23 protein-coding genes and 1 pseudogene are annotated in these 23,632 nt (G+C 59.1%); 9 read left to right on the top strand and 15 right to left on the bottom strand.

From position 1 onward, the window contains the following. Positions 1-2: 2 nt before the first annotated feature. Both ribF and murJ read right to left on the bottom strand, forming a co-directional pair. Positions 3-941 carry a bifunctional riboflavin kinase/FAD synthetase gene (gene ribF, locus PMI26_RS25395; protein ID WP_007970925.1) on the bottom strand — a complete coding sequence of 313 codons (939 nt, stop codon included), beginning with the start codon at positions 939-941 and terminating at the stop codon, positions 3-5. Positions 942-1,070: 129 nt separating this feature from the next. Then, positions 1,071-2,609 carry a murein biosynthesis integral membrane protein MurJ gene (gene murJ / locus PMI26_RS25400; protein ID WP_007970923.1) on the bottom strand — a complete coding sequence of 513 codons (1,539 nt, stop codon included), beginning with the start codon at positions 2,607-2,609 and terminating at the stop codon, positions 1,071-1,073. 252 nt (positions 2,610-2,861) lie between these two features. On the opposite strand from murJ, the gene rpsT reads away from it, so the two are divergent. Then, positions 2,862-3,140: a 30S ribosomal protein S20 gene (gene rpsT, locus PMI26_RS25405; protein WP_007970922.1), complete on the top strand. Its 279-nt coding sequence runs from the start codon at positions 2,862-2,864 to the stop codon at positions 3,138-3,140. Positions 3,141-3,321: 181 nt separating this feature from the next. On the opposite strand, the gene PMI26_RS25410 is transcribed toward rpsT, so the two are convergent. The 5 genes from PMI26_RS25410 to rplU all read right to left on the bottom strand — a co-directional run bounded on the left by PMI26_RS25410 (position 3,322) and on the right by rplU (position 7,077). Further along, the gene (locus PMI26_RS25410; protein ID WP_007970921.1) at positions 3,322-3,786 is read right to left on the bottom strand and encodes a CreA family protein; all 465 of its coding nucleotides are present in this window, start codon (positions 3,784-3,786) and stop codon (positions 3,322-3,324) included. 12 nt (positions 3,787-3,798) lie between these two features. Continuing rightward, positions 3,799-4,917 (bottom strand): glutamate 5-kinase, encoded by a 1,119-nt coding sequence (proB, locus tag PMI26_RS25415; protein WP_033047437.1) that lies wholly within the window; start codon positions 4,915-4,917, stop codon positions 3,799-3,801. Positions 4,918-5,050: 133 nt separating this feature from the next. Then, a complete protein-coding gene (cgtA, locus tag PMI26_RS25420; RefSeq protein WP_007970919.1) occupies positions 5,051-6,274 on the bottom strand; it encodes an Obg family GTPase CgtA in 1,224 nt (407 codons plus the stop codon). 195 nt (positions 6,275-6,469) lie between these two features. Next, complete coding sequence (rpmA, locus tag PMI26_RS25425; RefSeq protein ID WP_003281574.1) at positions 6,470-6,727, bottom strand: 50S ribosomal protein L27; 258 nt, start codon at positions 6,725-6,727, stop codon at positions 6,470-6,472. Between the two features lie 35 nt (positions 6,728-6,762). Then, positions 6,763-7,077 carry a 50S ribosomal protein L21 gene (gene rplU, locus PMI26_RS25430; RefSeq protein ID WP_003176051.1) on the bottom strand — a complete coding sequence of 105 codons (315 nt, stop codon included), beginning with the start codon at positions 7,075-7,077 and terminating at the stop codon, positions 6,763-6,765. Positions 7,078-7,317: 240 nt separating this feature from the next. Here rplU and PMI26_RS25435 point away from each other — a divergent pair, with 240 nt between their 5' ends. From PMI26_RS25435 to PMI26_RS25445, 3 genes are all read left to right on the top strand, one after another. Continuing rightward, on the top strand, positions 7,318-8,286 hold the full coding sequence (locus PMI26_RS25435; RefSeq protein WP_007970914.1) for a polyprenyl synthetase family protein: 969 nt from the start codon (positions 7,318-7,320) through the stop codon (positions 8,284-8,286). A 203-nt stretch (positions 8,287-8,489) separates the two neighbouring features. Further along, on the top strand, positions 8,490-8,831 hold the full coding sequence (locus PMI26_RS25440; protein ID WP_007970912.1) for a zinc ribbon domain-containing protein YjdM: 342 nt from the start codon (positions 8,490-8,492) through the stop codon (positions 8,829-8,831). A gap of 200 nt (positions 8,832-9,031) precedes the next feature. Beyond that, entirely contained in the window at positions 9,032-9,289 is a 258-nt protein-coding gene (locus PMI26_RS25445; RefSeq protein WP_007970910.1) for a PA4570 family protein, read from the top strand. Positions 9,290-9,421: 132 nt separating this feature from the next. Here PMI26_RS25445 and PMI26_RS25450 read toward each other — a convergent pair whose 3' ends face one another. The 3 genes from PMI26_RS25450 to PMI26_RS25460 all read right to left on the bottom strand — a co-directional run bounded on the left by PMI26_RS25450 (position 9,422) and on the right by PMI26_RS25460 (position 11,155). Beyond that, positions 9,422-10,039: an FKBP-type peptidyl-prolyl cis-trans isomerase gene (locus tag PMI26_RS25450; RefSeq protein ID WP_007970907.1), complete on the bottom strand. Its 618-nt coding sequence runs from the start codon at positions 10,037-10,039 to the stop codon at positions 9,422-9,424. A gap of 120 nt (positions 10,040-10,159) precedes the next feature. Then, entirely contained in the window at positions 10,160-10,450 is a 291-nt protein-coding gene (locus PMI26_RS25455) for a DUF6482 family protein (RefSeq protein ID WP_007970906.1), read from the bottom strand. Between the two features lie 216 nt (positions 10,451-10,666). Continuing rightward, positions 10,667-11,155, bottom strand: coding sequence for a TIGR00645 family protein (locus PMI26_RS25460; RefSeq protein ID WP_007970904.1), 489 nt, complete (start codon positions 11,153-11,155; stop codon positions 10,667-10,669). Positions 11,156-11,325: 170 nt separating this feature from the next. Between PMI26_RS25460 and PMI26_RS25465 the strand changes: the two genes are divergently transcribed. Beyond that, positions 11,326-13,155 carry a hypothetical protein gene (locus PMI26_RS25465; RefSeq protein ID WP_007970903.1) on the top strand — a complete coding sequence of 610 codons (1,830 nt, stop codon included), beginning with the start codon at positions 11,326-11,328 and terminating at the stop codon, positions 13,153-13,155. Positions 13,156-13,161: 6 nt separating this feature from the next. Here the strand turns inward: PMI26_RS25465 and PMI26_RS25470 are convergent, their stop codons facing one another. Beyond that, positions 13,162-13,503 (bottom strand): PA4575 family protein, encoded by a 342-nt coding sequence (locus tag PMI26_RS25470; RefSeq protein ID WP_007970902.1) that lies wholly within the window; start codon positions 13,501-13,503, stop codon positions 13,162-13,164. Between the two features lie 302 nt (positions 13,504-13,805). Beyond that, on the bottom strand, positions 13,806-16,244 hold the full coding sequence (locus tag PMI26_RS25475; protein WP_007970901.1) for a Lon protease family protein: 2,439 nt from the start codon (positions 16,242-16,244) through the stop codon (positions 13,806-13,808). A gap of 280 nt (positions 16,245-16,524) precedes the next feature. Here PMI26_RS25475 and PMI26_RS25480 point away from each other — a divergent pair, with 280 nt between their 5' ends. Further along, positions 16,525-17,013, top strand: a complete 489-nt coding sequence (locus tag PMI26_RS25480) for a DUF3015 domain-containing protein (RefSeq protein WP_007970900.1) — start codon at positions 16,525-16,527, stop codon at positions 17,011-17,013. An 86-nt stretch (positions 17,014-17,099) separates the two neighbouring features. On the opposite strand, the pseudogene PMI26_RS31780 reads toward PMI26_RS25480, so the two are convergent. Continuing rightward, positions 17,100-17,237: pseudogene (locus PMI26_RS31780) on the bottom strand (metal ABC transporter ATP-binding protein); the annotation flags it as partial. A 24-nt stretch (positions 17,238-17,261) separates the two neighbouring features. On the opposite strand from PMI26_RS31780, the gene PMI26_RS25485 reads away from it, so the two are divergent. The 3 genes from PMI26_RS25485 to PMI26_RS25495 all read left to right on the top strand — a co-directional run bounded on the left by PMI26_RS25485 (position 17,262) and on the right by PMI26_RS25495 (position 20,256). Continuing rightward, positions 17,262-19,115, top strand: coding sequence for a DUF7840 domain-containing protein (locus PMI26_RS25485; RefSeq protein ID WP_007970899.1), 1,854 nt, complete (start codon positions 17,262-17,264; stop codon positions 19,113-19,115). A 219-nt stretch (positions 19,116-19,334) separates the two neighbouring features. Further along, positions 19,335-19,691, top strand: coding sequence for a hypothetical protein (locus tag PMI26_RS25490; RefSeq protein ID WP_007970898.1), 357 nt, complete (start codon positions 19,335-19,337; stop codon positions 19,689-19,691). Between the two features lie 70 nt (positions 19,692-19,761). Continuing rightward, complete coding sequence (locus tag PMI26_RS25495) at positions 19,762-20,256, top strand: GreA/GreB family elongation factor (RefSeq protein WP_007970897.1); 495 nt, start codon at positions 19,762-19,764, stop codon at positions 20,254-20,256. Here PMI26_RS25495 and gdhA read toward each other — a convergent pair. Both gdhA and ettA read right to left on the bottom strand, forming a co-directional pair. Then, a complete protein-coding gene (gene gdhA / locus PMI26_RS25500; RefSeq protein WP_007970895.1) occupies positions 20,253-21,590 on the bottom strand; it encodes an NADP-specific glutamate dehydrogenase in 1,338 nt (445 codons plus the stop codon). The genes PMI26_RS25495 and gdhA overlap by 4 nt on opposite strands. Before the next feature lie 373 nt (positions 21,591-21,963). Next, the gene (gene ettA, locus PMI26_RS25505) at positions 21,964-23,628 is read right to left on the bottom strand and encodes an energy-dependent translational throttle protein EttA (RefSeq protein ID WP_007970893.1); all 1,665 of its coding nucleotides are present in this window, start codon (positions 23,626-23,628) and stop codon (positions 21,964-21,966) included. Between the last annotated feature and the right edge of the window lie 4 nt (positions 23,629-23,632).

Genomic DNA, 23,632 nt, shown 5'->3' with positions numbered 1-23,632 from the left:
CATTAGCGATGGGCGCTAGGTGCGGCTAGTGCACGGGCGGCGGCGACATCCGCGCTGATCGCCGTTTTCAGTGCCTCCAGAGAGGCGAAACGCTGCTCTTCACGCAGCTTGTGGTGGAAAACCACCGTTAAACGCCGGTCATACAGATCGCCGGCAAAATCTAAAAGATGCACTTCCAGGTGGGCTTTGCCATCACCTTGAACCGTGGGCCGCACGCCGATATTGGCGACGCCGGGCCAGGTCTTGCCATCGATCTCGACGTCCACCAGGTAAACCCCGGTAAACGGTACGCGACGGCGCTTGAGTTGTATGTTGGCCGTGGGCGTACCCAACTGCCGAGCAAGCTTCTGGCCATGCAATACGCGACCGGCGATCCGGTACGGCCGCCCGAGGAGCCGTTCGGCCAGGGCGAAATCCGCGGCAGCCAAGGCATTGCGGACCTGCGTGCTGCTGACCCGGATGCCATCCAGCTCGACGGTTTGCGCCGCTTCGACGGTAAATCCCTGAAGGATGCCGGCTTGAAGCAGGAAATCGAAATCTCCCGCGCGGTCACAACCGAAACGGAAGTCATCACCGACCTCCAGGTGCTGGACACCCAGGCCATCGACCAGAATGGTATCGACGAACTCGCTGGCGCTGAGTTTGCTCAGGCGCTGGTTGAAAGCCAGGCACAGAACGCGGTCGACGCCTTCGGCGGCCAACAATTGCAGCTTGTCCCGCAGACGGGCCAGACGGGCCGGTGCGGTCTCCGGCGCGAAGAACTCGCGCGGTTGCGGCTCGAAAATCACCACGCAACTGGGCACGCCCAACTCGAGCGCACGCTCACGCAGCCGCGCCAGGATAGCCTGGTGGCCACGGTGTACACCGTCAAAGTTGCCAATAGTGGCGACACAGCCCCGATGCTGGGGGCGCAGATTGTGGAGGCCTCGAACCAGCTGCATAACGCGCTTCTTGCTCATAAAGTGGTCGATTATAACCACACCCGGCGGCCGACGACAGGCAACACCGTAACCCAAAGTGATCGAGCCGACAAAACCGCCGGCCCGCCCGTGTTTATCGAGGCCGGAACCTCAGCCCAGCGTCTTGCGATTGAAGTCGCGCAAACGGAAGCCCATCAACACTAACATGCCGAAATAGGCCACCACACCGGCAACGACCAAAGCACCCAGACGCAGGAAACGCTCAAGCATCTGCCCCTCACCCCAGGCCGGCATGAAATGCATCCCGGCCAGCAAAACGCCAGACATTACCGCCACCGCAATCACCAGCTTGAAGCCGAACTTTGCCCAGCCCGGTTGCGGCTGGTACATCTGCTGTTTACGCAGCTGATAGAAGAGCAGCCCCGCATTGAGGCAGGCGCCGGCGCTGATGGCGAGCGCCAGGCCCGCGTGAGCCAGAGGACCAATCAGCAACAGGTTGAACAACTGAGTGACGACCAGCGTGAAAATTGCGATTTTCACCGGCGTGCGGATGTTTTGTTGCGCATAAAAGCCCGGCGCCAACACTTTAATCACGATAATTCCGAGCAATCCGACGGAATAGGCGATCAACGCACGCTGGGTCATGGCCGCATCATGGGCATCGAACTGACCATACTGGAACAGGGAAACCGTCAGCGGTTCGGCCAGAATCCCCAGCGCCAGGGCGCAAGGCAATACCAGCACGAAACATAGACGCAGGCCCCAATCGAGGATGCGCGAATATTCGTGACGATCCTTGCTGGCGTAGGTCTTGGCCAGGGTCGGCAGCAGAATCGTCCCCAGCGCCACGCCCAACACCCCGGACGGCAGCTCCATCAAACGGTCGGCGTAATACATCCACGACACGGAACCGGCCACCAGGAAAGACGCGAAGATCGTGTTGATGATCAGCGAAATCTGGCTCACCGAGACACCGAGAATGGCCGGCAACATTTGTTTCATGACACGCCACACACCACTGTCCCGCAAGTTCAGGCGCGGCAGTACGAGCATGCCGATCTTTTTCAGGTGCGGTAACTGATAGAGCAACTGTGCCAGGCCGCCGACCAGTACCGCCCAGCCGAGCGCCATGACGGGCGGATCGAAGTACGGCGTCAAAAACACCGAAAAGATGATCATGCTGACGTTCAGCAGAGTCGGCACGAAGGCCGGTACCGAAAATCTGTTCCAGGTATTGAGGATCGCACCGGCCAACGACGACAGGGAAATCAGCAGGATGTAGGGAAAGGTCACCCGCAACAGACTGGAGGTCAGTTCGAATTTTTCCGGTGTGTCGGTGAAACCCGGCGCGGTGACCCAGATGACCCATGGCGCGGCGATCATGCCCAACACCGTGACCAGCGCCAGTACCAGCGTCAGCAGGCCCGAAACGTAGGCGATGAAGGTACGTGTCGCCTCTTCGCCCTTCTGGCTTTTATATTCGGCAAGAATCGGCACGAACGCCTGGGAAAACGCCCCCTCGGCAAAGATTCGCCGCAGCAGATTGGGCAATTTGAAGGCGATAAAGAAGGCGTCAGTCGCCATTCCTGCGCCAAATGTGCGCGCGATGAGGGTGTCTCGGACAAATCCCAGAATCCGGGAAAGCATCGTGATAGAGCTGACGGCGGCCAACGATTTGAGCAGATTCATGGAAAGAGTTTGTGCCTGTCGATAAACAGCAGGCGAACTACGCGCCTACTTGTGCGATACTCCGCGCCGCAACAGCACAGAGCCAAAGCTCGCGAGTTTACAGGTCACACGCCGGAAAGAAATATCCCGTCGCACCACGCCTACCACTTAGCGGAACGTTTCAAGCGCCCTTGACAAGACTTCAACTCATCGGCATGATTCGCGGCCTATTTTGTTTGCTATTTCCTAAAAAGTCTTTCGAGGAGCTCGACGGTGGCCAACTCACCTTCCGCCAAAAAACGTGCAAAACAGGCTGAGAAGCGTCGCAGCCACAACGCCAGCCTGCGTTCCATGGTTCGTACCTACATCAAGAATGTAGTTAAGGCCATCGACGCAAAAGACGCTGCCAAAGCTCAAGCCGCTTACGTTCTGGCTGTGCCAGTTATCGACCGTATGGCCGATAAAGGCATCATCCACAAGAACAAGGCCGCTCGTCATAAGAGCCGCCTGAATGGCCACGTCAAGGCCCTGAACGTTGCCGCTGCTGCCTAAGCGACACGCTCATTAAAAAACCGACCTCAGGGTCGGTTTTTTAATGCCTGTGATTTAGCAGGCACCGCAAAAAAATGTGGGAACGGGCTTGCTCGCGAATGCGCACTTTCAGCCACCTCAATGCTGAATGTTAAATCGCATTCGCGAGCAAGCCCGCTCCCACAGTTTGTTTTGCGTCAGATTATTGGGCGTGCGCCCACGGCAGAATCGGAATCGCCGTCACCGCATTCTGCGGACTACCCTCGATCAAGCGATCGCTGTACACCAGATACACCAGCGTATTGCGCTTTTTGTCGAGAAAGCGCACCACCTGCATGGTCTTGAACACCAGGGACGTGCGCTCCTTGAATACCTCATCGCCATCCTTGAGCTCCCCCTTGAAGCTGATCGGCCCGACCTGCCGGCAAGCGATGGACGCCTCGGCACGATCTTCGGCTAACCCAAGCCCCCCCTTGACCCCGCCCGTCTTGGCGCGCGACAGATAGCAGGTCACACCCTCGACCTTGGGATCATCAAAGGCCTCGACCACGATCCGGTCATTTGGCCCGACGAACTTGAACACCGTCGACACCTGACCGATTTCCTCGGCCGAAACCAGCAGCGGCATCGCCAACAGCAATCCCAACAATCCTTTTGCCACGCGCATTCGGGTATTCCTTCAGACCAGGATCAGGTTATCGCGGTGAACCAGTTCCGGCTCCGCCATGTAACCCAGCAGACCGACAATCGCCTCGGACGACTGACCGATGATTTTTTGCGCTTCCAGCGCGCTGTAGTTGGCCAGGCCGCGGGCAATCTCACGACCGTCCGGCGCCACGCAAACCACCATCTCGCCGCGACGGAAGCTGCCCTGCACCAATTTGACCCCGACCGGCAGCAAACTCTTGTTGCCCTGGGACAACGCGGTCACCGCGCCGGCATCCAGCACCAGAGTGCCACGGGTTTGCAGATGACCGGCCAGCCACTGCTTGCGTGCCGCCAGCATGCCGCGCTCCGGCGAGAGCAAGGTGCCGATGCGCTCGCCCGCCTTGAGGCGATCCAGGACACGCTCAAGCCGCCCACCGACGATGATGGTGTGAGCACCGGAACGGGCCGCCAGGCGCGCCGCGCGCAGCTTGGTCTGCATGCCACCACGCCCCAGCGCCCCGCCCGTACCGCCCGCCACCGCATCGAGCGCCGGATCATCGGCACGCGCTTCGTAAATCAGCTGGGCATCCGGATTGTTGCGCGGATCGGCGTCGAACATGCCATCGCGATCCGTCAGGATCACCAGCAAGTCAGCCTCGACCAGGTTCGCCACCAGCGCCGCCAGGGTGTCGTTGTCGCCGAAACGGATTTCGTCGGTGACCACGGTGTCATTCTCGTTGATGACCGGAATGACCTTGAGCTCGACCAATGCGCGCAAGGTACTGCGGGCGTTCAGGTAGCGCTTGCGGTCGGACAGGTCGTCGTGGGTCAGGAGAATCTGCGCGGTATGCCGACCATGCTCGGCAAAGCTCGACTCCCAGGCCTGCACCAGCCCCATCTGGCCGATTGCAGCAGCGGCCTGAAGCTCGTGCATCGCACTGGGTCGCGAAGTCCAGCCCAAGCGGCTCATACCGGCCGCCACCGCCCCGGAGGACACCAGCACCAGCTCGACACCCGCCTCATGCAAGGCCACCATCTGCTCAACCCAGACACCCATTGCCGCGCGATCCAGGCCTTTGCCGTCCGCCGTCAGCAAAGCGCTGCCGATCTTCACGACCCAACGCTGCGCACCTGTCACCTTGCTCCGCATCATCTTCAACCTTAGCTTGAGGACAGCGCGACCCAGCGCTGCCCGTGACGTTATTCGTGGCTATTTGCGACCAACGATTTACAGATACTAAAACGCCGCTCGATTGAGCGGCGCTTAAGTTTATCGCAACGAATCAGTCACGCACGTAAATGATTTCCGGACCGTCTTCGTCATCCACATCTTCTTCGTCCCAATCATCGTCGCCGATGTCGTGGACCGACTTCACGCCGCTGCGACGCAGTGCACGCTGATCGTCCAGCGCCTGCAACTGGGCACGAGCTTCATCTTCGATGCGCTGATCGAGCTCGGCCAGTTCTTCCTTGTAGGCAGGATCGTTGGCCAGGCGATCGGCACGATCTTCCAGGTAACGCATGATGTCGTGGCACAGGCGCTCGGTGTTCTGCTTGGCAATTGCCGAGATCACGTAGACCGGACCGGTCCACTCCAGGCGATCGACGATCTCCTTGACGCGGGCATCGTGCTCCTCATCAAGAATCTGGTCGCACTTGTTCAGGATCAACCAGCGATCACGCTCCGCCAGGGACGGGCTGAACTTGGTCAGCTCGCTGACAATGACTTCAGCGGCGTCCGGGGCACTGGTTTCATCCAGCGGCGCCATGTCGACGAGATGCAACAGCAGGCGAGTACGCGACAAGTGCTTGAGGAAGCGAATCCCCAGGCCCGCGCCATCGGAAGCACCCTCGATCAGACCCGGAATGTCCGCAACCACGAAGCTCTTCCAGCGATCGACACTGACCACACCCAGGTTCGGCACCAGCGTGGTGAACGGATAGTCGGCGACTTTCGGCTTGGCGGCCGACACCGAACGAATAAAGGTACTTTTGCCAGCATTCGGCAAGCCCAGCAGACCCACGTCCGCCAGTACTTTCATTTCCAGCTTCAGGTCACGCTGCTCGCCCGGCTTGCCTGGCGTAGTCTGGCGTGGCGCACGGTTGGTACTGGATTTGAAACGGGTGTTGCCCAAGCCGTGCCAGCCGCCGTGTGCCACCAACAACTTCTGGCCAGCCTTGGTCAGGTCGCCGATCACTTCCTGAGTGGCAGAGTCGATCACCGTGGTACCAACAGGCACACGCAGGATCAGATCTTCGCCCTTCTTGCCGGTGCAGTCGGTGCTGCCGCCGTTGGAACCACGCTCGGCATCGAAGTGCCGGGTGTAACGGTAGTCCACCAGGGTGTTGAGGTTTTCGTCGGCCATCATGTAGATGGAACCGCCGTCACCACCATCACCACCGTTCGGACCGCCGTTTTCGATGAACTTTTCGCGACGGAAACTCATGCAGCCATTGCCGCCGTCACCGGCCTTTACTCGAATCGATACTTCATCAACAAACTTCATAACAAACGCCTCTCGCCATACGGACGAGCCGAAAAACAATCAAGACATAAGACTCTTGCAAAAATGAGCGCAGCGACCCCAAACCACGACACCTACATCGTACGCCGACAGCCCATACAAACAGCTTTGCAAGAGACTCACCCCACAAACGAAAAAGCCCCGTCGCGAGACAGGGCTTTTCCAGCGATCGCGCAATTAAGCTGCGACTACGCTCACGTAACGACGACCGAAGGCGCCTTTTACTTCGAACTTGATCACGCCTTCGACTTTAGCGAAGAGGGTGTGATCTTTACCCATGCCAACGCCGTAGCCAGCGTGGAATTGGGTACCGCGCTGACGCACGATGATGTTGCCTGCTTTGATAGCCTGGCCGCCATACATCTTCACGCCAAGGCGTTTGGCTTCTGAGTCGCGACCGTTACGGGTACTACCACCAGCTTTTTTGTGTGCCATGAGTTCAATTCTCCTAGTGAGGAATTAGGCTGAAATTAAGCCTGAATACCGGTGATTTTGATCTCGGTGTACCACTGGCGGTGGCCCATACGCTTCATGTGGTGCTTACGGCGACGGAACTTGATGATGCGGACTTTATCGTGACGACCTTGGGAGATCACTTCAGCCACAACGGTAGCGCCAGCAACAACTGGAGCGCCGATATTCACGTCGTCACCGTTGGCAACCAACAGAACGCGATCAAAGGTAACGGATTCGCCGGTAGCGATTTCCAGTTTTTCGATCTTCAGGTATTCACCTGGGGCGACTTTGTACTGCTTGCCGCCAGTAACGATTACTGCATAAGACATGGTATTTCTCCGATAATCCTGCTCACCCAGCTCTTTATAAGAAGAGGTATTGGCTGGCATGGCTGCATGGGGCTGGAAGGCCCGCTTGCAATTGCGTAAGGCAGGTGCTGCCCAGGAAGTTCAGGGTGCGCGATTGTACGCAAGCCACGCCAGCCTTGCAAGGGGCCGTCCATCGCGCCTTGACACCTGCTGGCGTGGGTCCTAGCATGCCGCGCAACCCTTCTGGAGCGACTGTCGCTGATGCAACCCCAAGCTTTCTACCGCGCGGTGGCGGACGATTTTAGCGCCGTCGACGGCATCATCAAGAAGCAGCTGACTTCGCGCGTGCCGCTTGTATCGAAAATCGGCGATTACATCACCTCGGCCGGCGGCAAACGCCTGCGTCCTTTATTGGTGCTGCTGTGCGGCAAGGCCTTGGGCCGTGAAGGCGACGAACTGCGCCTGTTGGCCGCCACCATCGAGTTCCTGCACACCGCCACCCTCCTGCATGACGACGTGGTTGACATGTCCGGCATGCGTCGTGGCCGCTCGACCGCCAACGCCATGTGGGGCAACGCGCCAAGCGTGCTGGTCGGTGACTTCCTGTATTCGCGCTCCTTCGAAATGATGGTCGAACTGGGTTCCATGCCAGTGATGAAGATCCTTTCGCAAGCCACGCGCATCATCGCCGAAGGCGAAGTGTTGCAGCTGTCGAAGGTGCGTGACGCCAGCACCACCGAAGAAACCTACATGGAAGTCATCCGCGGCAAGACCGCGATGCTCTTCGAAGCCTCGACCCACAGTGCCGCCGCCCTCTGCGAAGCCACGCCGGAACAGGCCGAAGCCCTGCGTACATTCGGCGATCACCTGGGGGTGGCCTTCCAGCTGGTCGACGACCTGCTTGACTACAAAGGCGACGCCGAGACCCTGGGCAAGAACGTCGGTGACGATCTGGCCGAAGGCAAGCCGACCCTGCCGCTGATCTACACCATGCGCGAAGGTACGCCGGAACAGGCCGCCCTGGTGCGCAAGGCGATCCAGAAAGGCGGAATCGAAGATCTGGAAAGCATCCGCGAAGCCGTGGAAGCCTCGGGTTCGCTGGAGTACACCGCGCAACTGGCCCGCGATTATGTGGCCCGCGCGATCAAGTGCCTCGAAGCGCTGCCCGCCAGCGAATACCGCGATGCGCTGGTTGAACTGAGTGAGTTCGCGGTAGCCCGTACGCACTGACAATACTGCAAAACCCTGTGGGAGCGAGCTTGCTCGCGATTAGGCACTTACATTCAACATTGTTGTTGACTGAAAGGACGCCATCGCGAGCAAGCTCGCTCCCACAGGTATGTTCCCCACAGGTTTTCCTGCGCCGTGTCCTCTTCCGTCAAAAACCCTATACAATGTGCGCTTTTTAGCGATCCTGAATCCAAGGAGCCTTAGTGAGCACGCTGCCACCCTGCCCAAAATGCAATTCCGAATACACCTACGAAGACGGCACCCAACTGATCTGCCCCGAGTGCGCCCACGAATGGTCCGCCAGCGGTGAAGCCGAAGCGGCGTCCGATGACACAGTGAAAAAGGATTCGGTCGGCAATGTCCTGCAGGACGGCGATACCATCACCGTGATCAAGGACCTCAAGGTCAAGGGTACGTCCCTGGTGGTCAAGGTCGGCACCAAGGTCAAGAACATCCGCCTGTGCGATGGCGATCACGACATCGATTGCAAGATCGACGGCATCGGCCCGATGAAACTCAAGTCCGAATTCGTCAGAAAAGTCTGAGCCTGCTGTTATCCATCCCGCGCCCGGCACGGGATGGAACTCCCTCCCCCGCTTCACCCGGTAAATCCCCGCAATAGCCAGACGCCAGTCCTTTTGACCTGAAGCAATCTTTACCCAGGAAAAAGCGCAAACCGCCAATAGGCCCTTGCTATTTATTGAATAGGAATTATTCTCATAAAACCCTCAGTGGAGATGAGAATATGACTTATTTGATCGATGCCTGGCTGGACCGCCCACACCCTTACCTCAGGATCCTGCATCGGGAAACCGGGGAAGTCTGTGCCGTACTGGAAGAAGAAGCCTTGAACGAGCTGCAGGACCAGGGTGACCTGGACGTCAGCGGCCTGAGCTCAAGCGAGCCGGTGGTGCTCAAGGAACTGGTGCGCAATCTGTTTCTGTTCTGCTATGCTCGGGCGTTGCGCCCGCACAGTGAACTGCACCACAAGATCGAACTATGAATCACCGTAAAAAACTGTGGGAGCGAGCTTGCTCGCGATAGCGGATGTTCCATCACAGATACATTGACTGACACACCGCCATCGCGAGCAAGCTAGCTCCCACATTAGCCCGACGCCATATCGGGCCAGGTCTTACAGAACGTCAAGCAGCTCGACGTCGAACACCAGTACGCTGTGCGGCGGGATGCCGCCAACGCCTTGAGCGCCGTAAGCCAGTTCGCTCGGCACGTACAGGCGCCATTTGCTGCCGGCGTTCATCAGTTGCAGGGCTTCGGTCCAGCCGGCGATCACGCCACCAACCGGGAATTCTGCAGGCTGGCCGCGCTCGTAGGAGCTGTCGAACACAGTGCCGTCGATCAGGGTGCCGTGGTAATGAGTACGCACGGTGTCTTCACGGGATGGCTTGGCGCCTTCGCCAGCGGTCAGAACTTCGAACTGCAGGCCGGAAGCCAGAGTGGTGATGCCTTCACGCTTGGCGTTTTCAGCCAGGAAAGCCAGGCCCTCGCCAGCGGCCGCTTCAGCCTTGGCTGCAGCTTCGGCCTGCATGATTTCACGGATGACCTTGAAGCTGGCGGACATTTCTTCCTGACCCACACGGCTTGGCTTGCCGGCGAATGCATCGGTCAGACCTGCCAGGATCGCGTCGAGGCTGACACCCGGTGGCGGGTTGTCACGCAGTTGGTCGCCCAGCTGACGGCCAATACCGTAGCTGACGCGGGTTTCGTCGGTGGACAGATTTACTTCGGACATGACACTGCTCCGCTGTGCGGACGGCCTGGAACTTGCCGTGCGTGCACAGCGCGTCCCGGAGCGCCCGGAACCAAAAGGGCCAGCAGACTAGCACAGATGACATGCCATTGATGAGGGACGTCAGGCGATCGGCACCTTCAGCGTATCCTGCACATCGGCAACCAGCCCGCACATTTCGTCATGCACGACAGTGTGCACAAGGTTGAAGTGCAGCTTCGGAAAGGAGCGCAGCACATCACGGGCATGCTCCACCGAACGCAGGCTCATCGTGTGCCCGTGCATATCGTTCAAGGGATACGCCGCGCCATGCATTCGTGCTTCCAGCAGGTAGATGCCACCTTCCATGGAGATCAGGTTCAGCTCATCGACCTTCCCGGCGACGGCATAGGCATTCAACTCTTGCAGGTTCATGTACGCACCTCACGCAATGGCGAGCCAACATACTTACAGGGATAGGCTTCGGTGCATCAAAGCACAAGCCACTAGCCGGACCGTTTGTCTGTTATCGCGAGAGGTTGTGGCGAGCGAGCTTGCTCGCGCCGGGCAGCGCAGCAGCCTCAAAAAAAGCGGGATCGCTTCGCAATCCAGCGGGAGCAAGCTCCCTCGCCACAAGGGAGCCTGACCGGATCAGTGCTTGGTGACTTTATCCAGGTAACCCATGGCGAATGCCGAGACCACGAAGGTCATGTGGATGATCACATACCACTGCAGATGCTCGGGGTCGACGTTCTTGGCGTCCATGAAGATGCGCAGCAGGTGAATGGACGAGATTGCCACGATCGACGCGGCCACCTTCATCTTCAGTGACGAAGAGTCCATGGTGCCGAGCCAGTTGAGCTTTTCCTTGCTGTCGTCGATGTCCAGTTGCGAGACGAAGTTCTCGTAGCCGGAAATCATCACCATCACCAGCAAACCGCCCACCAGCGCCATGTCGATCAATGACAGCAGCACAAGGATCAAGTCCGATTCGGCCATCGAGAACACGTTCGGGATGACGTGGAAGACTTCCTGGAAGAATTTCAGTGCCAGCGCCAACAGCCCGAGGGACAGGCCGAAATAGATCGGCGCCAGCAGCCAGCGCGAGGCGTACATTGCATTTTCGATAAAGCGTTCCATTGAATCTCACATGTGGACTGTAAATGGCGGCGAGTATATCAGTCGCCTGCCCCTATCCAGAAGCTGCCAGAAAACGTCGAAAAATCCGCCACCTGCGCCTGTGTATCAAGGTTTTTCTGCTAGTGTCCAAATCATTGAACGCTCAGTGATATTGGACAGGAAGACTGGAAATGGATGTGCGATTGCCTTTGACGAGTGCCGGAATTTGCCTGGCACTGCTGCTAAGTGGCTGCTCACCCAGCGATGAAAAACGCCAGGTCAGCCTCGAAGAAAAAACCGCGCAGTTCGAAAAGTCGCTGGACGCCATCCAGGATCCGAAGCTCAAGGACGCCGTGTCGGAGCTGGGCGGTTCACTGCTGCTGCTCGAGCGCGCGCAACTCAAGCTCGACAGCAAACCGGTGGAAACCGAATACGGCGAAGACGCCCTTGCCATGCTCAAGCACTACCCGACCCCGCAAGCCCTGGTCGACACCTACATCAACGGGTTGTTTGTGCTGCAAAAAGATTCCAGTTCCGACTACCTGACCGATCTGCAACCGGTGTTTCCCTTCACGTTCAGCGTTCCTGCCGCGTTTTTGTTTCCCCACGGCCTGGAATGGCAGTCCGTCACCCTGAGCAATAAACGGGTCATTGCCTTCCAGCCGGAATGGTCGGAAACCGACCCTGGCATTCAACTCAGTCCATCGAGTTCCAACCTGACCAACCCCGATGACCTGACCGTGGCCTACCCCTTCATCGAAGGCCTCGACATCGACAAAAAAAAGCAGCCGCAGCCGGTGAGCCTGCAGGGTAAGGTCGAAGTCATCGCGCCCCGCCGGCTCTACAGTTTCGACCTGACAAAAAAGGACATCGGCCAGACCCGCACCAATGACAACCTGAGCGTCACCTTGCTCACACTGACGAACAACTACGCGGAAATCGAATACAACAACAGTGCGCCGCTGGCGCCTGAAGTCAGTGAAACACCACTGAACCCGTTGATCGTCCAGGCCAGGGACAGCACCGGGCAATACATCACGCGCGCAGGCTCGATCAACGAAACCGCGGCACAAATTGCCTTCTATCGGCAGCAACTGGCCAAGATGCAGCAACAAAAGAGCTGGAGCGAGACGCTGGAAAAGCAACTCGACGAAGAACAACGCGCCTTTGAGAAACGGCAGACCCGACGCTATTCGAAGGTGTATTTCAACGGGACGATCGAAACCCTCGAAGTCAGCATGCTGGATTTTTCCGCCGCCACGGTCACTCGCAAGGACCTCGATCTGCCGGTCCGGCGCTTCGATGCCGAGACCCCGGACAAGGGCATTCAGCCCTTGAACCTGCCCGTGGTGGTCTATGACGACCAGGCGGCCACCTGGCTGAAAGGGGCAACGCTGAGCGAGGATCAACTGAAAAAGAACGTCAGCATCAGCCAGTCGGTCGACGACCCCAGCGCTGCTCGAATCGAATTCACCCATTTGCGCAGCTTCAACGATGAACTGCTGGGCACATCGCTCAACCCCGGTGAAAGCCCGGTGAGTTTCTTTACCGAAGACACGCGTGGCAAACGCGACGAACCGATCGAGCTGCCACCCGAGGCCTACCAGATCGATCCACTGCGCGGCACCATCACCTACGATCTGAATCTGTTTCCGGAAACGCCGGCCTATGCAGTAGGCTCGATGCCACTGTTCCTGGCCACGATCGAGCAAAAAACCGTCGATGCCCGTAAACTGCCCAAAGGCCTTGAACTCAAGGACAATGCGCTGGTGGTGAATCTGAAGGCATTTCCCGCCCAGGACTGGCGCTTTTTCGCCAAGGACGACAGCGGCAATTACTTGAAGGAGATTCTATCGGTCAGCCATGGCGCGAGCGCACAAGGCCGGGCGCAATTTGCCGTGCATTACTTCTACGGGCAGCCTACGCGCCTGGAAACCTATCAGCGCACTGACCTCGCCACCGTGCAATATGGTTTCGAGGTCAAACTCGACAAGGCCGATATGACACGCCTTGATCAATAGTGCGACTCAGTGCTCAGGGTGAAACTCGAAGCCGCCCAGGTTACGGCAGCGACCACCGTTGATTTCCCGCAATTGGGCTTGCAGGTGCAGGCACCAGATTTGCGGATCGTCGGCCAACTCGTAGCCGTGCAAGGTCAGGCTTTCAACGATGGTGTCGAGGATTGATTCAGCAGCGATCGGGCCATGAAACGGGCCTTGGGCCTTGATGGCCGAAGGTTGTTCACCGGCCATTCCGGCGGCGAACAGCAGAGTCCACATGCCCGTGTCTCCCGCCAACGGACGGATGGCACACTCGATACGGGTCACAAGGCCCAGGCATTGACGGGTGAGGCAGAGGTTGCGCGACATGGCGGCGACCCTCGGTAGATCCGGTATTCAGCCCCCATGTGAAGGCTGTTTCGATCCTGTGATTACTGTCGATATCCTTGAGCAGAGAATAGAAGAAAAGTCTGGCTTGCAGGCCGAGGCAAGACCGAAAGGCGCCGAATGGTCATAGTGTGAATATTGACGTCATTTCGACGGCGCCCTCCGGTGTTCACACAAACAAATGTGGAAGCGGGCTTGCTCGCGAAGGCGACTTTTCATTCAACATTTATGTTGGCTGATAGGCCGCCTTCGCGAGCAAGCCCGCTCCCACATGGGTCGTTGCATCACGCAGGCTTGGTTTCCGCCAATGCCTCCTGCGCCAACTCCTTCTCGGCTTCCTTGAGATCATCCTCGCTGATCATTTCCGCGATAACCCGCAAGCGTTCCACGACCCGCGCGTTCACGCTGCCTTCAGGGAACTCGCCATTTTCGTCCGGTTCACCGGCCGGCTCGCCGACCAGCAAACTCAAGGCTTCGTCGGCCTGACGGACCGCATAGACATGGAACTGCCCCGCACGCACCGCCGCCAGCACCTTCTCGTCGAGCATCAGCGTGGCAACGTTGGCGTGCGGAATGATTGCCCCCTGCTCGCCAGTCAACCCGCGGGCTTCGCACAGACGGAAGAAGCCCTCGATCTTCTCGTTGACCCCACCCACCGCCTGCACTTCGCCGAACTGGTTGATCGAACCGGTGATGGCAAAGCACTGTTTGAGCGGGGTTTTCGACAAGGCCGAGATCAGGGTGCAGGCCTCGCCCAGGGACGCGCTGTCGCCATCGACATAACCGTAGGATTGCTCCAGGGCGATGCTTGCGGAAATCGCCAGCGGGAATTCCTGGGCGTAACGACTGCCCAGATACCCCGTGAGGATCATCACGCCCTTGGAGTGGATCGGCTGGCCGAGGTTGACTTCGCGCTCGATGTCGACAATACCACTGCCACCCGGGTACACCGTGGCGGAAATCCGCGCCGGCACACCGAAAGCCGAGTCGCCGACCTCCAGCACGGTCAAGCCGTTGCACTTGCCGACTGCTGCGCCATCGGTGTCGATCAGGATGATCCCGGCCAGCATGTCGTCGAGAATCCGTGCCGAAACCCGCCCGGTTCGCGTGGCCTTGGCCTTGAGTGCCCGTTCGATGTGCCCGGCGTCGGTCATTTCATCACCGGCCAGGTGGCGGATGAAATCGGCCTCGCTGACCAGCTGGAACAAGTCACCGATACGCGCCGACAAGCGCCCCTGGTGCTCGGCCAGGCGGGCGCTGTAAGTCGCCAGACGCGCCACCGCATCGGCGGTCAGCGGTGCCATGCCTTCTTCGGAAGTACGGGTTTTGAGCAACTGGGCGAACTGCTCCAGGCTCTCGTCGACCATCGGGATGTCCTCGTCGAAATCCACCAGGACGCGGAACATCTCCTGGAAGTCCGGATCGAGGTCCTGCAGCGTGTAATACAGCTGACGGGCACCGATGATGACGACTTTGACCTGCAGCGGAATGTGTTGCGGTGTCAGGGTCACGGTGGCCAGACGACCCAGCTCGCCCAGCGGTGATTCCATTTTCAGCTTGCGCGATTGCAGGGCGCGTTTCAGCGCGTCCCACACGAATGGCTCGCTGAGCATTTTGTCCGCTTCAAGGATCAGGAAACCACCGTTGGCCCGGTGCAAGGCCCCCGGCCGCAGTTGGCGGTAGGTGGTGTACAGCGCGCCCTGGTCGGTGCTGTACTCGATACGACCGAAGAGGTTTTCGTAGGTCGGGTGCGGCTCGAACACCACCGGCGCACCGCCGCTGGCCGAGTGACCGACCACCAGGCTCGGCGCGTATTGTTCTTCCAGCAACTTGCGGGCGACTGCGTCGGTCTTGCTGTCGTCCACCAGTTGCTCGACCACGGTCTTGAGCAAATACACCTGCATGGCTTGCAGATAGCCGCAAACCGCCGCGTTCTCGGCGTACTTCTCCGACAATGGCGACAACAAGGGCTGCAAGGCCAGAGTGATGGTTTCTTCGTTCAGATGACGCAACTGGTTGCTCGACTCACGCTTCCATTGCGGCAGGCTGGCGAGCTCTTCGTTGAGGCGCTCCTCCAGGGCCGAAATATCTTCGTGAAAGCGCTCGCGCTCGGCTTCCGGCAACTGGGCGAACTCAGCTTCGTCCAACGCCTTGCCATCGCCCATCGGGGTGAAGGCGATATTGCTGGCGTCGCGGTAGAGCGCGACGTCTTTCTCCAGCGCCAGACGCTCGATGACGTCCAGAGCCTTGTCGTAGCGCTGGTTGAAGGCGCGGTCGATGCCACTTTTTTTCTGTTGGTAGGACGGATGCTCGAAGACAGCCGGAAACGTCGCCAGCAGGTTGTCGATCAAGCCGTTGATGTCACCGATGAAGGCTCCGGCGGTGCCCGAAGGCAGTTCCAGTGCGCGCGGCTCGCGCGGCTCATCGAAATTGTTGACGTAGACCCAGTCCGCCGGAGTCTGCAGGCGCTTGCCTTCGGCCTTGAGGTAGCGTTTGACGAACGAGAACCGGCCAGTCCCGGGTTCGCCCATGACGAATACGTTGTAACCGGGGCGTGGCATGGCCACGCCGAACTGCAAGGCTTCGACCGCACGTTCCTGGCCAAGCACACCGCGAAAGGGCTCCAGATCATTGGTGGTAGAGAAGCTGAACTGTTCAGCGGAAAACGGACGGGTCAGCGCTTCGGGCGCTAGACGCAAGCTGGCAGCAACAGGATCAGGCATCGGGCTTCCTTAACAATCAGGCGGGGCAGATGGCAGCATTCTGGCGCTGCCCATGCCCGACTGGCAAGGAGCGCCGCAGGCCAAAGCATAGACAAGCCGAAACCCCGACGTAGAGCCGCGCCAAATCACTGTTTGCGACGATTGTTTTTGCAAAAAATCACGGAACCCCGCGATCGTGCCTAAACTCCAAACTGCGCGGCTGGACTAATGACCGGCCCACTGGCACCAGACGGGCCAGAACCCCCTGTCAAATTGGTATGCACATAAAGAGAACAAAGCTATGAAACGGATTCTTCTTGGTACTCTCTTCACCGCTGTATCCATCAACGCCATGGCTCAGGCGCCAGGCGGCCCGGATTGCGGTTGGGGCAACATGCTGTTCGAAGGCCAGCGTGGTACTCCGGCTCACTTCCTGGCATCCACCACCAACGGCACTTCCGGCAACGCAACCTTCGGCATGACATCCGGCACCAACGGTTGCGCAACCAACGCGTCGCTGACCTACGGCGGCAAATCCTGGTTTGCCATGAACGGCATGATGAACGAGCTGTCTGAAGACATGGCCAAGGGTCAGGGCGAAGCGCTGACCACCTATGCCGTGGTACTGGGCGTAGCGCCGGAAGACCGTGCGCACTTCGCCGCTGTCACTCACGAGCACTTCCAGCAGATCTTCAGCAAGGCTGACGTGACGGCTGAAGATGTGCATACCAACACCCTGGCCGTGCTCAAGGCCGACCCTCGTCTGGCCAAGTACGCAACTCAAGCTTAAGCTCGACCCGCCCCGCTTCTTTCGGGAAGCGGGTTTTATTTTTTGGACCTGCCCCTCTTTGGGAGCGTCGGTAAGTCAACACGCAAAACCTGTGGGAGCGGGCTTGCTCGCGAATGCGGTGTATCAATTGACGATGATGTTGACTGACCCACCGCTTTCGCGAGCAAGCCCGCTCCCACATGGAATGGGTTTGACTGACTGGCACTATCCTGGTCGGGGCTCAGTTTCTATCGATTAAGTTGCCATCTATGTTCAAACGCCTTGCCTGGCTGGCGCTGTGTGTCTGCGCCCCACTGTCCGCCGCGCCTCACATCGATCCACAACGCTTGCAGCAACTGGCCAACGACCCTTTCTGGATATCCCTGGGCCATTACGAAACCGCCAAGCTCGGCGGCTGGCGCAGCTATGTCAGCGACCGAAAATTCTTCCTCGCCGCCGATGGCAATGAACATCCGGACCATGAACTGGCGGCGACTGTACAAGCCTTGTATGCCCCGGCCAGTGCCGGTGAACAGCACGCGCAATGCGTCTACCCGGCCCGCACCCGCTGGCTCAAGGAACAACTCGACCTGAGCGGTCTGCCAACGCCGGACTGCGCAGCGTTCAAACAATGGTTCAAGGACGTCTCGCCCGACAGCGCGGTGATGATCTTCCCGGCAGCTTACCTGAACAGCCCATCCTCGATGTTCGGCCATACCCTGCTGCGCATCGACCAGGCTGAAGTGAAGAGCGACAAGACTTCGCTGCTCAGTTACGCGATCAACTTCGGCGCCTACATCGAGGGCTCGGACAACAGCATCATCTATGCCTGGAAAGGCCTGATGGGCGGTTATCCCGGCCTGTTCGCGATGGTGCCCTATCAGGAAAAGCTCTCGGAATACCGCAGCCTGGAAAACCGCGACCTGTGGGAATACCGCCTTAACCTGACCCCACAGGAAACCGCGCGCATGGTCGAGCACGTCTGGGAGCTGAAACAGATCAAATTCGACTATTTCTTCTTCGACGAAAACTGCTCATACCGCTTACTGGAACTGCTGCAAGTGGCTCGCCCGGGCCTGCGCCTGACCGAGCAATTCCCGCTCACGGCCATCCCCACCGACACCGTCAAGGCCGTGAAAGCGGCCGGGCTGGTGGAATCGATCCAGTATCGCCCGTCCCGAGAGCGCGAGTTGCTCAGTCGCGCCGAGCCGTTGAACCCTGAAGAGCAGCAATGGGTGCTGAAAGTCAGCGCCGACCAGAATCAATTGCAGGATCCGACATTCAAGGCTCAGCCCCGCGACCGCCAGGCGCTGATCATCGATGCCGCCTACCGCCTGGAGCGCTATCGCGCCAACGGCCAGGAACGCGATCCGGCCCGCGCCCAGCGCAGCTTCGAACTGCTGCGGGCGATCAACCAGAATCCCGCGCCGGAACTGACTATCCCGCAACCCGGCTTGCCTGAAGACGGTCACGAGTCGCGCACCTGGCAGCTCGGTCTCGGCACCCGTGGAGACAAGGCCTTTGGCGAGTACGGCTTGCGCATGGCTTATCACGACCTCAACGACAACAGCGAAAGCTTTCCCCTTGGCGCGCAGATCGAGATCCTGCAATTGAAACTGCGCCAGTACGAAGGCAATGACTGGCAGGTGCAGCAACTGGACCTGGCAACCATTCGCTCCCTGACCCCGCGTAACGAATTGCTGCAACCGCTGTCATGGCAAGTCACAGGTGGCCTGGAACGGGTGCCGGGCAAGCACGATGACCAAACCCTGGTCAGCCATGTCAACGGCGGTGGTGGTGGAACCTGGCAACTGAGCGAGGACCTGCTCGGATTTGTCCTGGGCACTGTGCGTGTCGAGCACAACAACGACTTCGCCGAATTCATCGCGCCGGCCGCCGGTTTCAACAGTGGGGTGCTGTGGAAAAACCCGCTGGGCAATCTAAGCCTCGAAGCCAAGGGCGATTACTTCACCAATGGTGAAGTGCGCCGCAGCCTGAGCTTGAATCAGCAATGGGAAATCTCCCGCAATCTCGGACTGCGCTTGAGCGCCCAACGGGAGTTCAGCCATCTGGCGTCGGCCGAGAACGAAGTGATGCTTGAGGTAAAGTGGTATCACTACTGACCCGAACGCACCGCCAATCCCTGTGGGAGCGGGCTTGCTCGCGAATACGGTCTGCCATTCAAAATTAATGCTGACTGATTCACCGCATTCGCGAGCAAGCCCGCTCCCACAGGGGGGCTATGTGGCGTTCGACAAAAAGCATACGCAGCTTTCACAAACACCCGACGAATCCACCTCTAGACTTTCCCTATCAGCCGCGTATCGGCCTTGGAGAGTGAAATGTGGCGGCGTGCAGGATGGTTGGCTGTGTTGTTACTGATCGCAGGTTGCCAGTCAACCCACGATGACCTGCTCGCCAAAGGTTACCCGCCCGCCTTCGCCGATGGCTTCGATGACGGTTGCAGCAGTGGCCGGCAGGCCGCCGGGGCGATCACTGGCGAGTTCCGCAAGAACGTCCCGCGCTACCTCAAGGATCCGTTGTACGCCGAAGGCTGGAGCGATGGTTTTCGCCAGTGCCAGGCCATGCGGGATAACCAGGACAGCGGGGATGGGCGCAATAGTCATCTGCAAGAGCGCGACAAAGCCTGGCAACAACAGAAAGACCAGGACGCTGCCCGGGCCTATCACTCGCCGTAAGTCGCTTTCAGACATCCAGTGAAACCAAATGCCTGCGACCATGGCCCAAATCCTATATCGGGAGATTTTCATGAGCCGTGCCTTCGTCAATGAAGATAACGCCGCCGCGCAAGCCGATCAGCCAGTCGAACGGCAGGTTAGCGCGCAGCCCAATTACGTCACGCCGCAAGGCCTGAGCCTGTTGCAGGGTAAAGTCGCCGAACTGCAAAGCCTGCACGCCGAACAATCGGCAAAAGGCGAGCAGGCCGACAAGCAGCGCCTGGCGGATCTCGAACGAGATTTGCGTTACTTCAAGCAGCGTCTGGGCAGCGCTCAGGTGGTACCCGCCGCGACGTCGACCGAGAAAGTGCAGATCGGCAGTTGGGTGACCTACGCCGATGAACACGCCACCGAACGCCGGGTACAACTGGTGGGCGAAGATCAGGCCGATGCCGCCCATGGTCTGATCAATTGGGGTTCACCGCTGGGCCGGGCACTGCTCGGTGCACGACTCAACGATGAAGTGCTGTGGCAGCGCCCGGCCGGGGATCAACTGATTGAAGTGATCCGTATCGAGCCGACTTAGACCACACCCTGGGCCAGCATGGCATCGGCAACTTTGACGAAGCCGGCGATGTTCGCGCCCTTGACGTAGTTGACCCGACCATTCTCTTCGCCGTAATGCACGCAGGCGTGGTGGATCGACTGCATGATCGCATGCAGCTTGCTGTCCACTTCGCCACCGGTCCACGCCAGGCGCATGGCGTTCTGCGACATCTCCAACCCGCTCACCGCCACGCCACCGGCATTGGACGCCTTGCCCGGCGCGAACAGAATGTCGGCCTCGATAAACAGGTCCACCGCCTCCAGGGTGGTCGGCATGTTCGCGCCCTCGGCCACACAGATGCAGCCATTGCGCAGCAAGGTGCGAGCGGCTTCGGCATCCAGTTCGTTTTGCGTCGCGCACGGCAGCGCGATATCGCAGCTCAGGTTCCACGGAAGCTCACCGGCGCGGAACTCCAGGCCAAAACGGCCGGCCAGCTCACGGATGCGGCCGCGTTGTACATTTTTCAGTTCCAGCACCGCCAGCCATTGCTCCTCGGTCAAACCGCTTTCGCAATACAGCGTGCCTTCGGAGTCGGACAGCGAAATCACTTTGCCACCCAGGTCCATGACCTTGCGCGCCGCATATTGCGCGACGTTGCCGGAGCCGGAGATCGCTACGCGTTTACCTTCCACGGCCAGGCCGCGGCGCTTGAGCATTTCTTCGGCGAAGTACACACAACCGAAGCCGGTGGCTTCCGGACGGATCAGGCTGCCGCCGTAGCTTGGACCTTTGCCGGTCAACACGCTGGTGAACTGGTTGCTCAGGCGCTTGTACTGACCGAACAGGTAGCCGATTTCCCGCGCGCCGACACCGATATCCCCGGCCGGCACGTCAACGTCCGCGCCAATGTGGCGGTACAGTTCGCTCATGAAAGCCTGGCAGAAGCGCATGACTTCCGCGTCGCTTTTGCCTTTGGGGTCGAAGTCGGAACCACCCTTGCCGCCGCCCATGGGCAATGAAGTCAGGGAGTTTTTGAAGGTCTGTTCGAAGGCGAGGAATTTCAGGACGCCCATGTTCACCGACGGATGAAAACGCAGGCCACCCTTGTACGGGCCGATCGCGCTGTTCATCTGGATGCGGAACCCGCGATTGACCTGGACCTTGCCCTGGTCGTCGACCCATGACACACGAAACACCACCGCCCGCTCCGGCTCGCAGATGCGCTCCAGGATGCCGGAGGTCAGGTAATGCGGATTGGCTTCAAGAAAGGGCCACAGGGTACGCAGGACTTCTTCGACAGCCTGGTGAAATTCGGGTTGATCCGGATCGCGTTTTTTCAGGCGCGCAAGGAAGGATTCGACGGATTCGATCATGGAAAAAGTCTCGGCAAATTTATTGTCGTTGGAGGAGATTGAGCCGGACTGTAACAAACGATTCGCGCACAAGAACAGAGCAAAATGTCGCATTCATGAAATTAAATGGTGCACAGGATATAAATAAACCCTGTTTTCCAGGTCATTTATGCACCTGAATGGGGAGAGCAACTCAAGTCTTGCACCAATAGTTACATCGCCATCGCTGGCAAGCCAGCTCCCACAAGTTTTGTAGCCGAGCACACATTTTGGGCATTACCCAAACCCTGTGGGAGCTGGCTTGCCAGCGATGAATCCACCTCGGTATCCCTGAAAAAACGCGCAAAAAAAAACGGAGCCCGAAGGCTCCGCTCTTTATGCAACCGACCCGAAATCAGGCCAGTTTCTTGTGCCGTACACGATGCGGCTGGGCAGCCGCTTCGCCGAGGCGTTTTTTACGGTCGGCTTCGTACTCGGTGTAGTTGCCTTCGAAGAACACTGCTTGCGAGTCGTCTTCGTACGCCAGGATGTGCGTCGCGACGCGGTCAAGGAACCACCGGTCGTGGGAGATCACAATGGCGGCGCCCGGGAAGTCCAGCAGGGCTTCTTCCAGGGAACGCAGGGTTTCAACGTCGAGGTCGTTGGACGGTTCGTCGAGCAGCAGGACGTTGCCGCCCTCTTTCAGGGTCAGGGCCAGGTGCAAGCGACCACGCTCACCACCGGACAGGTCCTTGACGAACTTCTGCTGATCGCCGCCCTTGAAGTTGAAGCGACCGACGTAGGTGCGCGACGGGATCTCGTAGTTGCCGATGCGGATCTGGTCGGAACCGTCGGAAATCTGCTGGAACACGGTCTTGCTGCCGTCGAGGTCTTCGCGGCTCTGATCCACGCAAGCCAGTTGCACGGTTTCGCCGACTTCGATGCTGCCAGAATCCGGCGTTTCCTTGCCCATCAGCATGCGGAACAGGGTCGACTTACCGGCACCGTTACCGCCGATCACGCCGACGATGGCGCCTTTAGGCATGGAGAACGACAGGTTGTCGATCAGCACGCGGTCGCCGTAGCCCTTGGTGACGTTCTTGAATTCGATGACCTTGTCGCCCAGGCGTGGACCGGCCGGGATGTAGATCTCGTTGGTTTCGCTGCGCTTCTGGAATTCCTGCGATTGCATTTCCTCGAAGCGCTGCAGACGAGCCTTGGATTTCGACTGGCGGGCCTTGGCGCCTTTGCGCACCCACTCCAGTTCTTCCTTCATGGCTTTTTCGTGGGCCGACTGCTGCTTGGATTCGGCAGCCAGACGATCGGACTTGGCTTCCAGCCAACCCGAATAGTTGCCCTCGTACGGAATGCCTGCGCCGCGGTCGAGTTCCAGAATCCAGCCGGCAACGTTGTCCAGGAAGTAACGGTCGTGCGTGATCGCAACCACGGTACCCGGGAAGTCGTGCAGGAAATGCTCGAGCCATGCAACGGAGTCGGCGTCCAGGTGGTTGGTCGGTTCGTCGAGCAGCAGCATGTCCGGTGCGGACAGCAGCAGACGGCACAGGGCCACACGACGTTTTTCACCACCGGACAGGTGTTCGACCTTGGCATCCCAGGCCGGCAGACGCAACGCATCGGCGGCGACTTCCAGCTGGCGTTCCAGGTTGTGGCCGTCGCTGGCTTGCAGGATGGCTTCGAGCTTGGCCTGTTCGGCGGCCAGTTTGTCGAAATCGGCATCCGGATCGGCGTAGGCCGCGTAGACCTCGTCCAGACGCGCCTGGGCGTCCTTGATCACGCTGACCGCTTCCTCGACCACTTCACGCACGGTCTTGGTCGGATCCAGTTGTGGTTCCTGCGGCAGGTAGCCGATGTTCAGCTCCGGCATCGGACGGGCTTCGCCCTCGAACTCGGTGTCAACGCCAGCCATGATTTTCAGCAGCGTGGACTTACCCGAACCGTTGAGGCCGAGTACACCGATCTTGGCGCCGGGGAAGAACGACAGAGAAATGTTTTTCAGGATTTCCCGCTTCGGCGGAACAACTTTGCCCAGCCGATGCATGGTGAATACGTATTGAGCCATGGAG

Source organism: Pseudomonas sp. GM33 (assembly GCF_000282295.1).
GTDB lineage: Bacteria > Pseudomonadota > Gammaproteobacteria > Pseudomonadales > Pseudomonadaceae > Aquipseudomonas > Aquipseudomonas laurylsulfatiphila.
Note: the sequence above shows the minus strand (reverse complement) of the source record. Positions and strands in the feature narration are given on the sequence as shown.

What these genes read in the sequence shown, in the direction of transcription:
- cgtA (WP_007970919.1), bottom strand. Translation starts at nt 6,274, where the DNA reads ATGAAGTTTGTTGATGAAGTATCGATTCGAGTAAAGGCCGGTGACGGC.
- murJ (WP_007970923.1), bottom strand. Translation starts at nt 2,609, where the DNA reads ATGAATCTGCTCAAATCGTTGGCCGCCGTCAGCTCTATCACGATGCTT.
- gdhA (WP_007970895.1), bottom strand. Translation starts at nt 21,590, where the DNA reads ATGATCGAATCCGTCGAATCCTTCCTTGCGCGCCTGAAAAAACGCGAT.
- PMI26_RS25485 (WP_007970899.1), top strand. Translation starts at nt 17,262, where the DNA reads ATGTTCAAACGCCTTGCCTGGCTGGCGCTGTGTGTCTGCGCCCCACTG.
- PMI26_RS25450 (WP_007970907.1), bottom strand. Translation starts at nt 10,039, where the DNA reads ATGTCCGAAGTAAATCTGTCCACCGACGAAACCCGCGTCAGCTACGGT.
- PMI26_RS25470 (WP_007970902.1), bottom strand. Translation starts at nt 13,503, where the DNA reads ATGTCGCGCAACCTCTGCCTCACCCGTCAATGCCTGGGCCTTGTGACC.
- PMI26_RS25490 (WP_007970898.1), top strand. Translation starts at nt 19,335, where the DNA reads ATGTGGCGGCGTGCAGGATGGTTGGCTGTGTTGTTACTGATCGCAGGT.
- ettA (WP_007970893.1), bottom strand. Translation starts at nt 23,628, where the DNA reads ATGGCTCAATACGTATTCACCATGCATCGGCTGGGCAAAGTTGTTCCG.
- PMI26_RS25455 (WP_007970906.1), bottom strand. Translation starts at nt 10,450, where the DNA reads ATGAACCTGCAAGAGTTGAATGCCTATGCCGTCGCCGGGAAGGTCGAT.
- PMI26_RS25445 (WP_007970910.1), top strand. Translation starts at nt 9,032, where the DNA reads ATGACTTATTTGATCGATGCCTGGCTGGACCGCCCACACCCTTACCTC.
- PMI26_RS25410 (WP_007970921.1), bottom strand. Translation starts at nt 3,786, where the DNA reads ATGCGCGTGGCAAAAGGATTGTTGGGATTGCTGTTGGCGATGCCGCTG.
- rplU (WP_003176051.1), bottom strand. Translation starts at nt 7,077, where the DNA reads ATGTCTTATGCAGTAATCGTTACTGGCGGCAAGCAGTACAAAGTCGCC.
- PMI26_RS25475 (WP_007970901.1), bottom strand. Translation starts at nt 16,244, where the DNA reads ATGCCTGATCCTGTTGCTGCCAGCTTGCGTCTAGCGCCCGAAGCGCTG.
- PMI26_RS25460 (WP_007970904.1), bottom strand. Translation starts at nt 11,155, where the DNA reads ATGGAACGCTTTATCGAAAATGCAATGTACGCCTCGCGCTGGCTGCTG.
- PMI26_RS25495 (WP_007970897.1), top strand. Translation starts at nt 19,762, where the DNA reads ATGAGCCGTGCCTTCGTCAATGAAGATAACGCCGCCGCGCAAGCCGAT.
- proB (WP_033047437.1), bottom strand. Translation starts at nt 4,917, where the DNA reads ATGCGGAGCAAGGTGACAGGTGCGCAGCGTTGGGTCGTGAAGATCGGC.
- rpmA (WP_003281574.1), bottom strand. Translation starts at nt 6,727, where the DNA reads ATGGCACACAAAAAAGCTGGTGGTAGTACCCGTAACGGTCGCGACTCA.
- PMI26_RS25435 (WP_007970914.1), top strand. Translation starts at nt 7,318, where the DNA reads ATGCAACCCCAAGCTTTCTACCGCGCGGTGGCGGACGATTTTAGCGCC.
- PMI26_RS25465 (WP_007970903.1), top strand. Translation starts at nt 11,326, where the DNA reads ATGGATGTGCGATTGCCTTTGACGAGTGCCGGAATTTGCCTGGCACTG.
- PMI26_RS25480 (WP_007970900.1), top strand. Translation starts at nt 16,525, where the DNA reads ATGAAACGGATTCTTCTTGGTACTCTCTTCACCGCTGTATCCATCAAC.
- ribF (WP_007970925.1), bottom strand. Translation starts at nt 941, where the DNA reads ATGCAGCTGGTTCGAGGCCTCCACAATCTGCGCCCCCAGCATCGGGGC.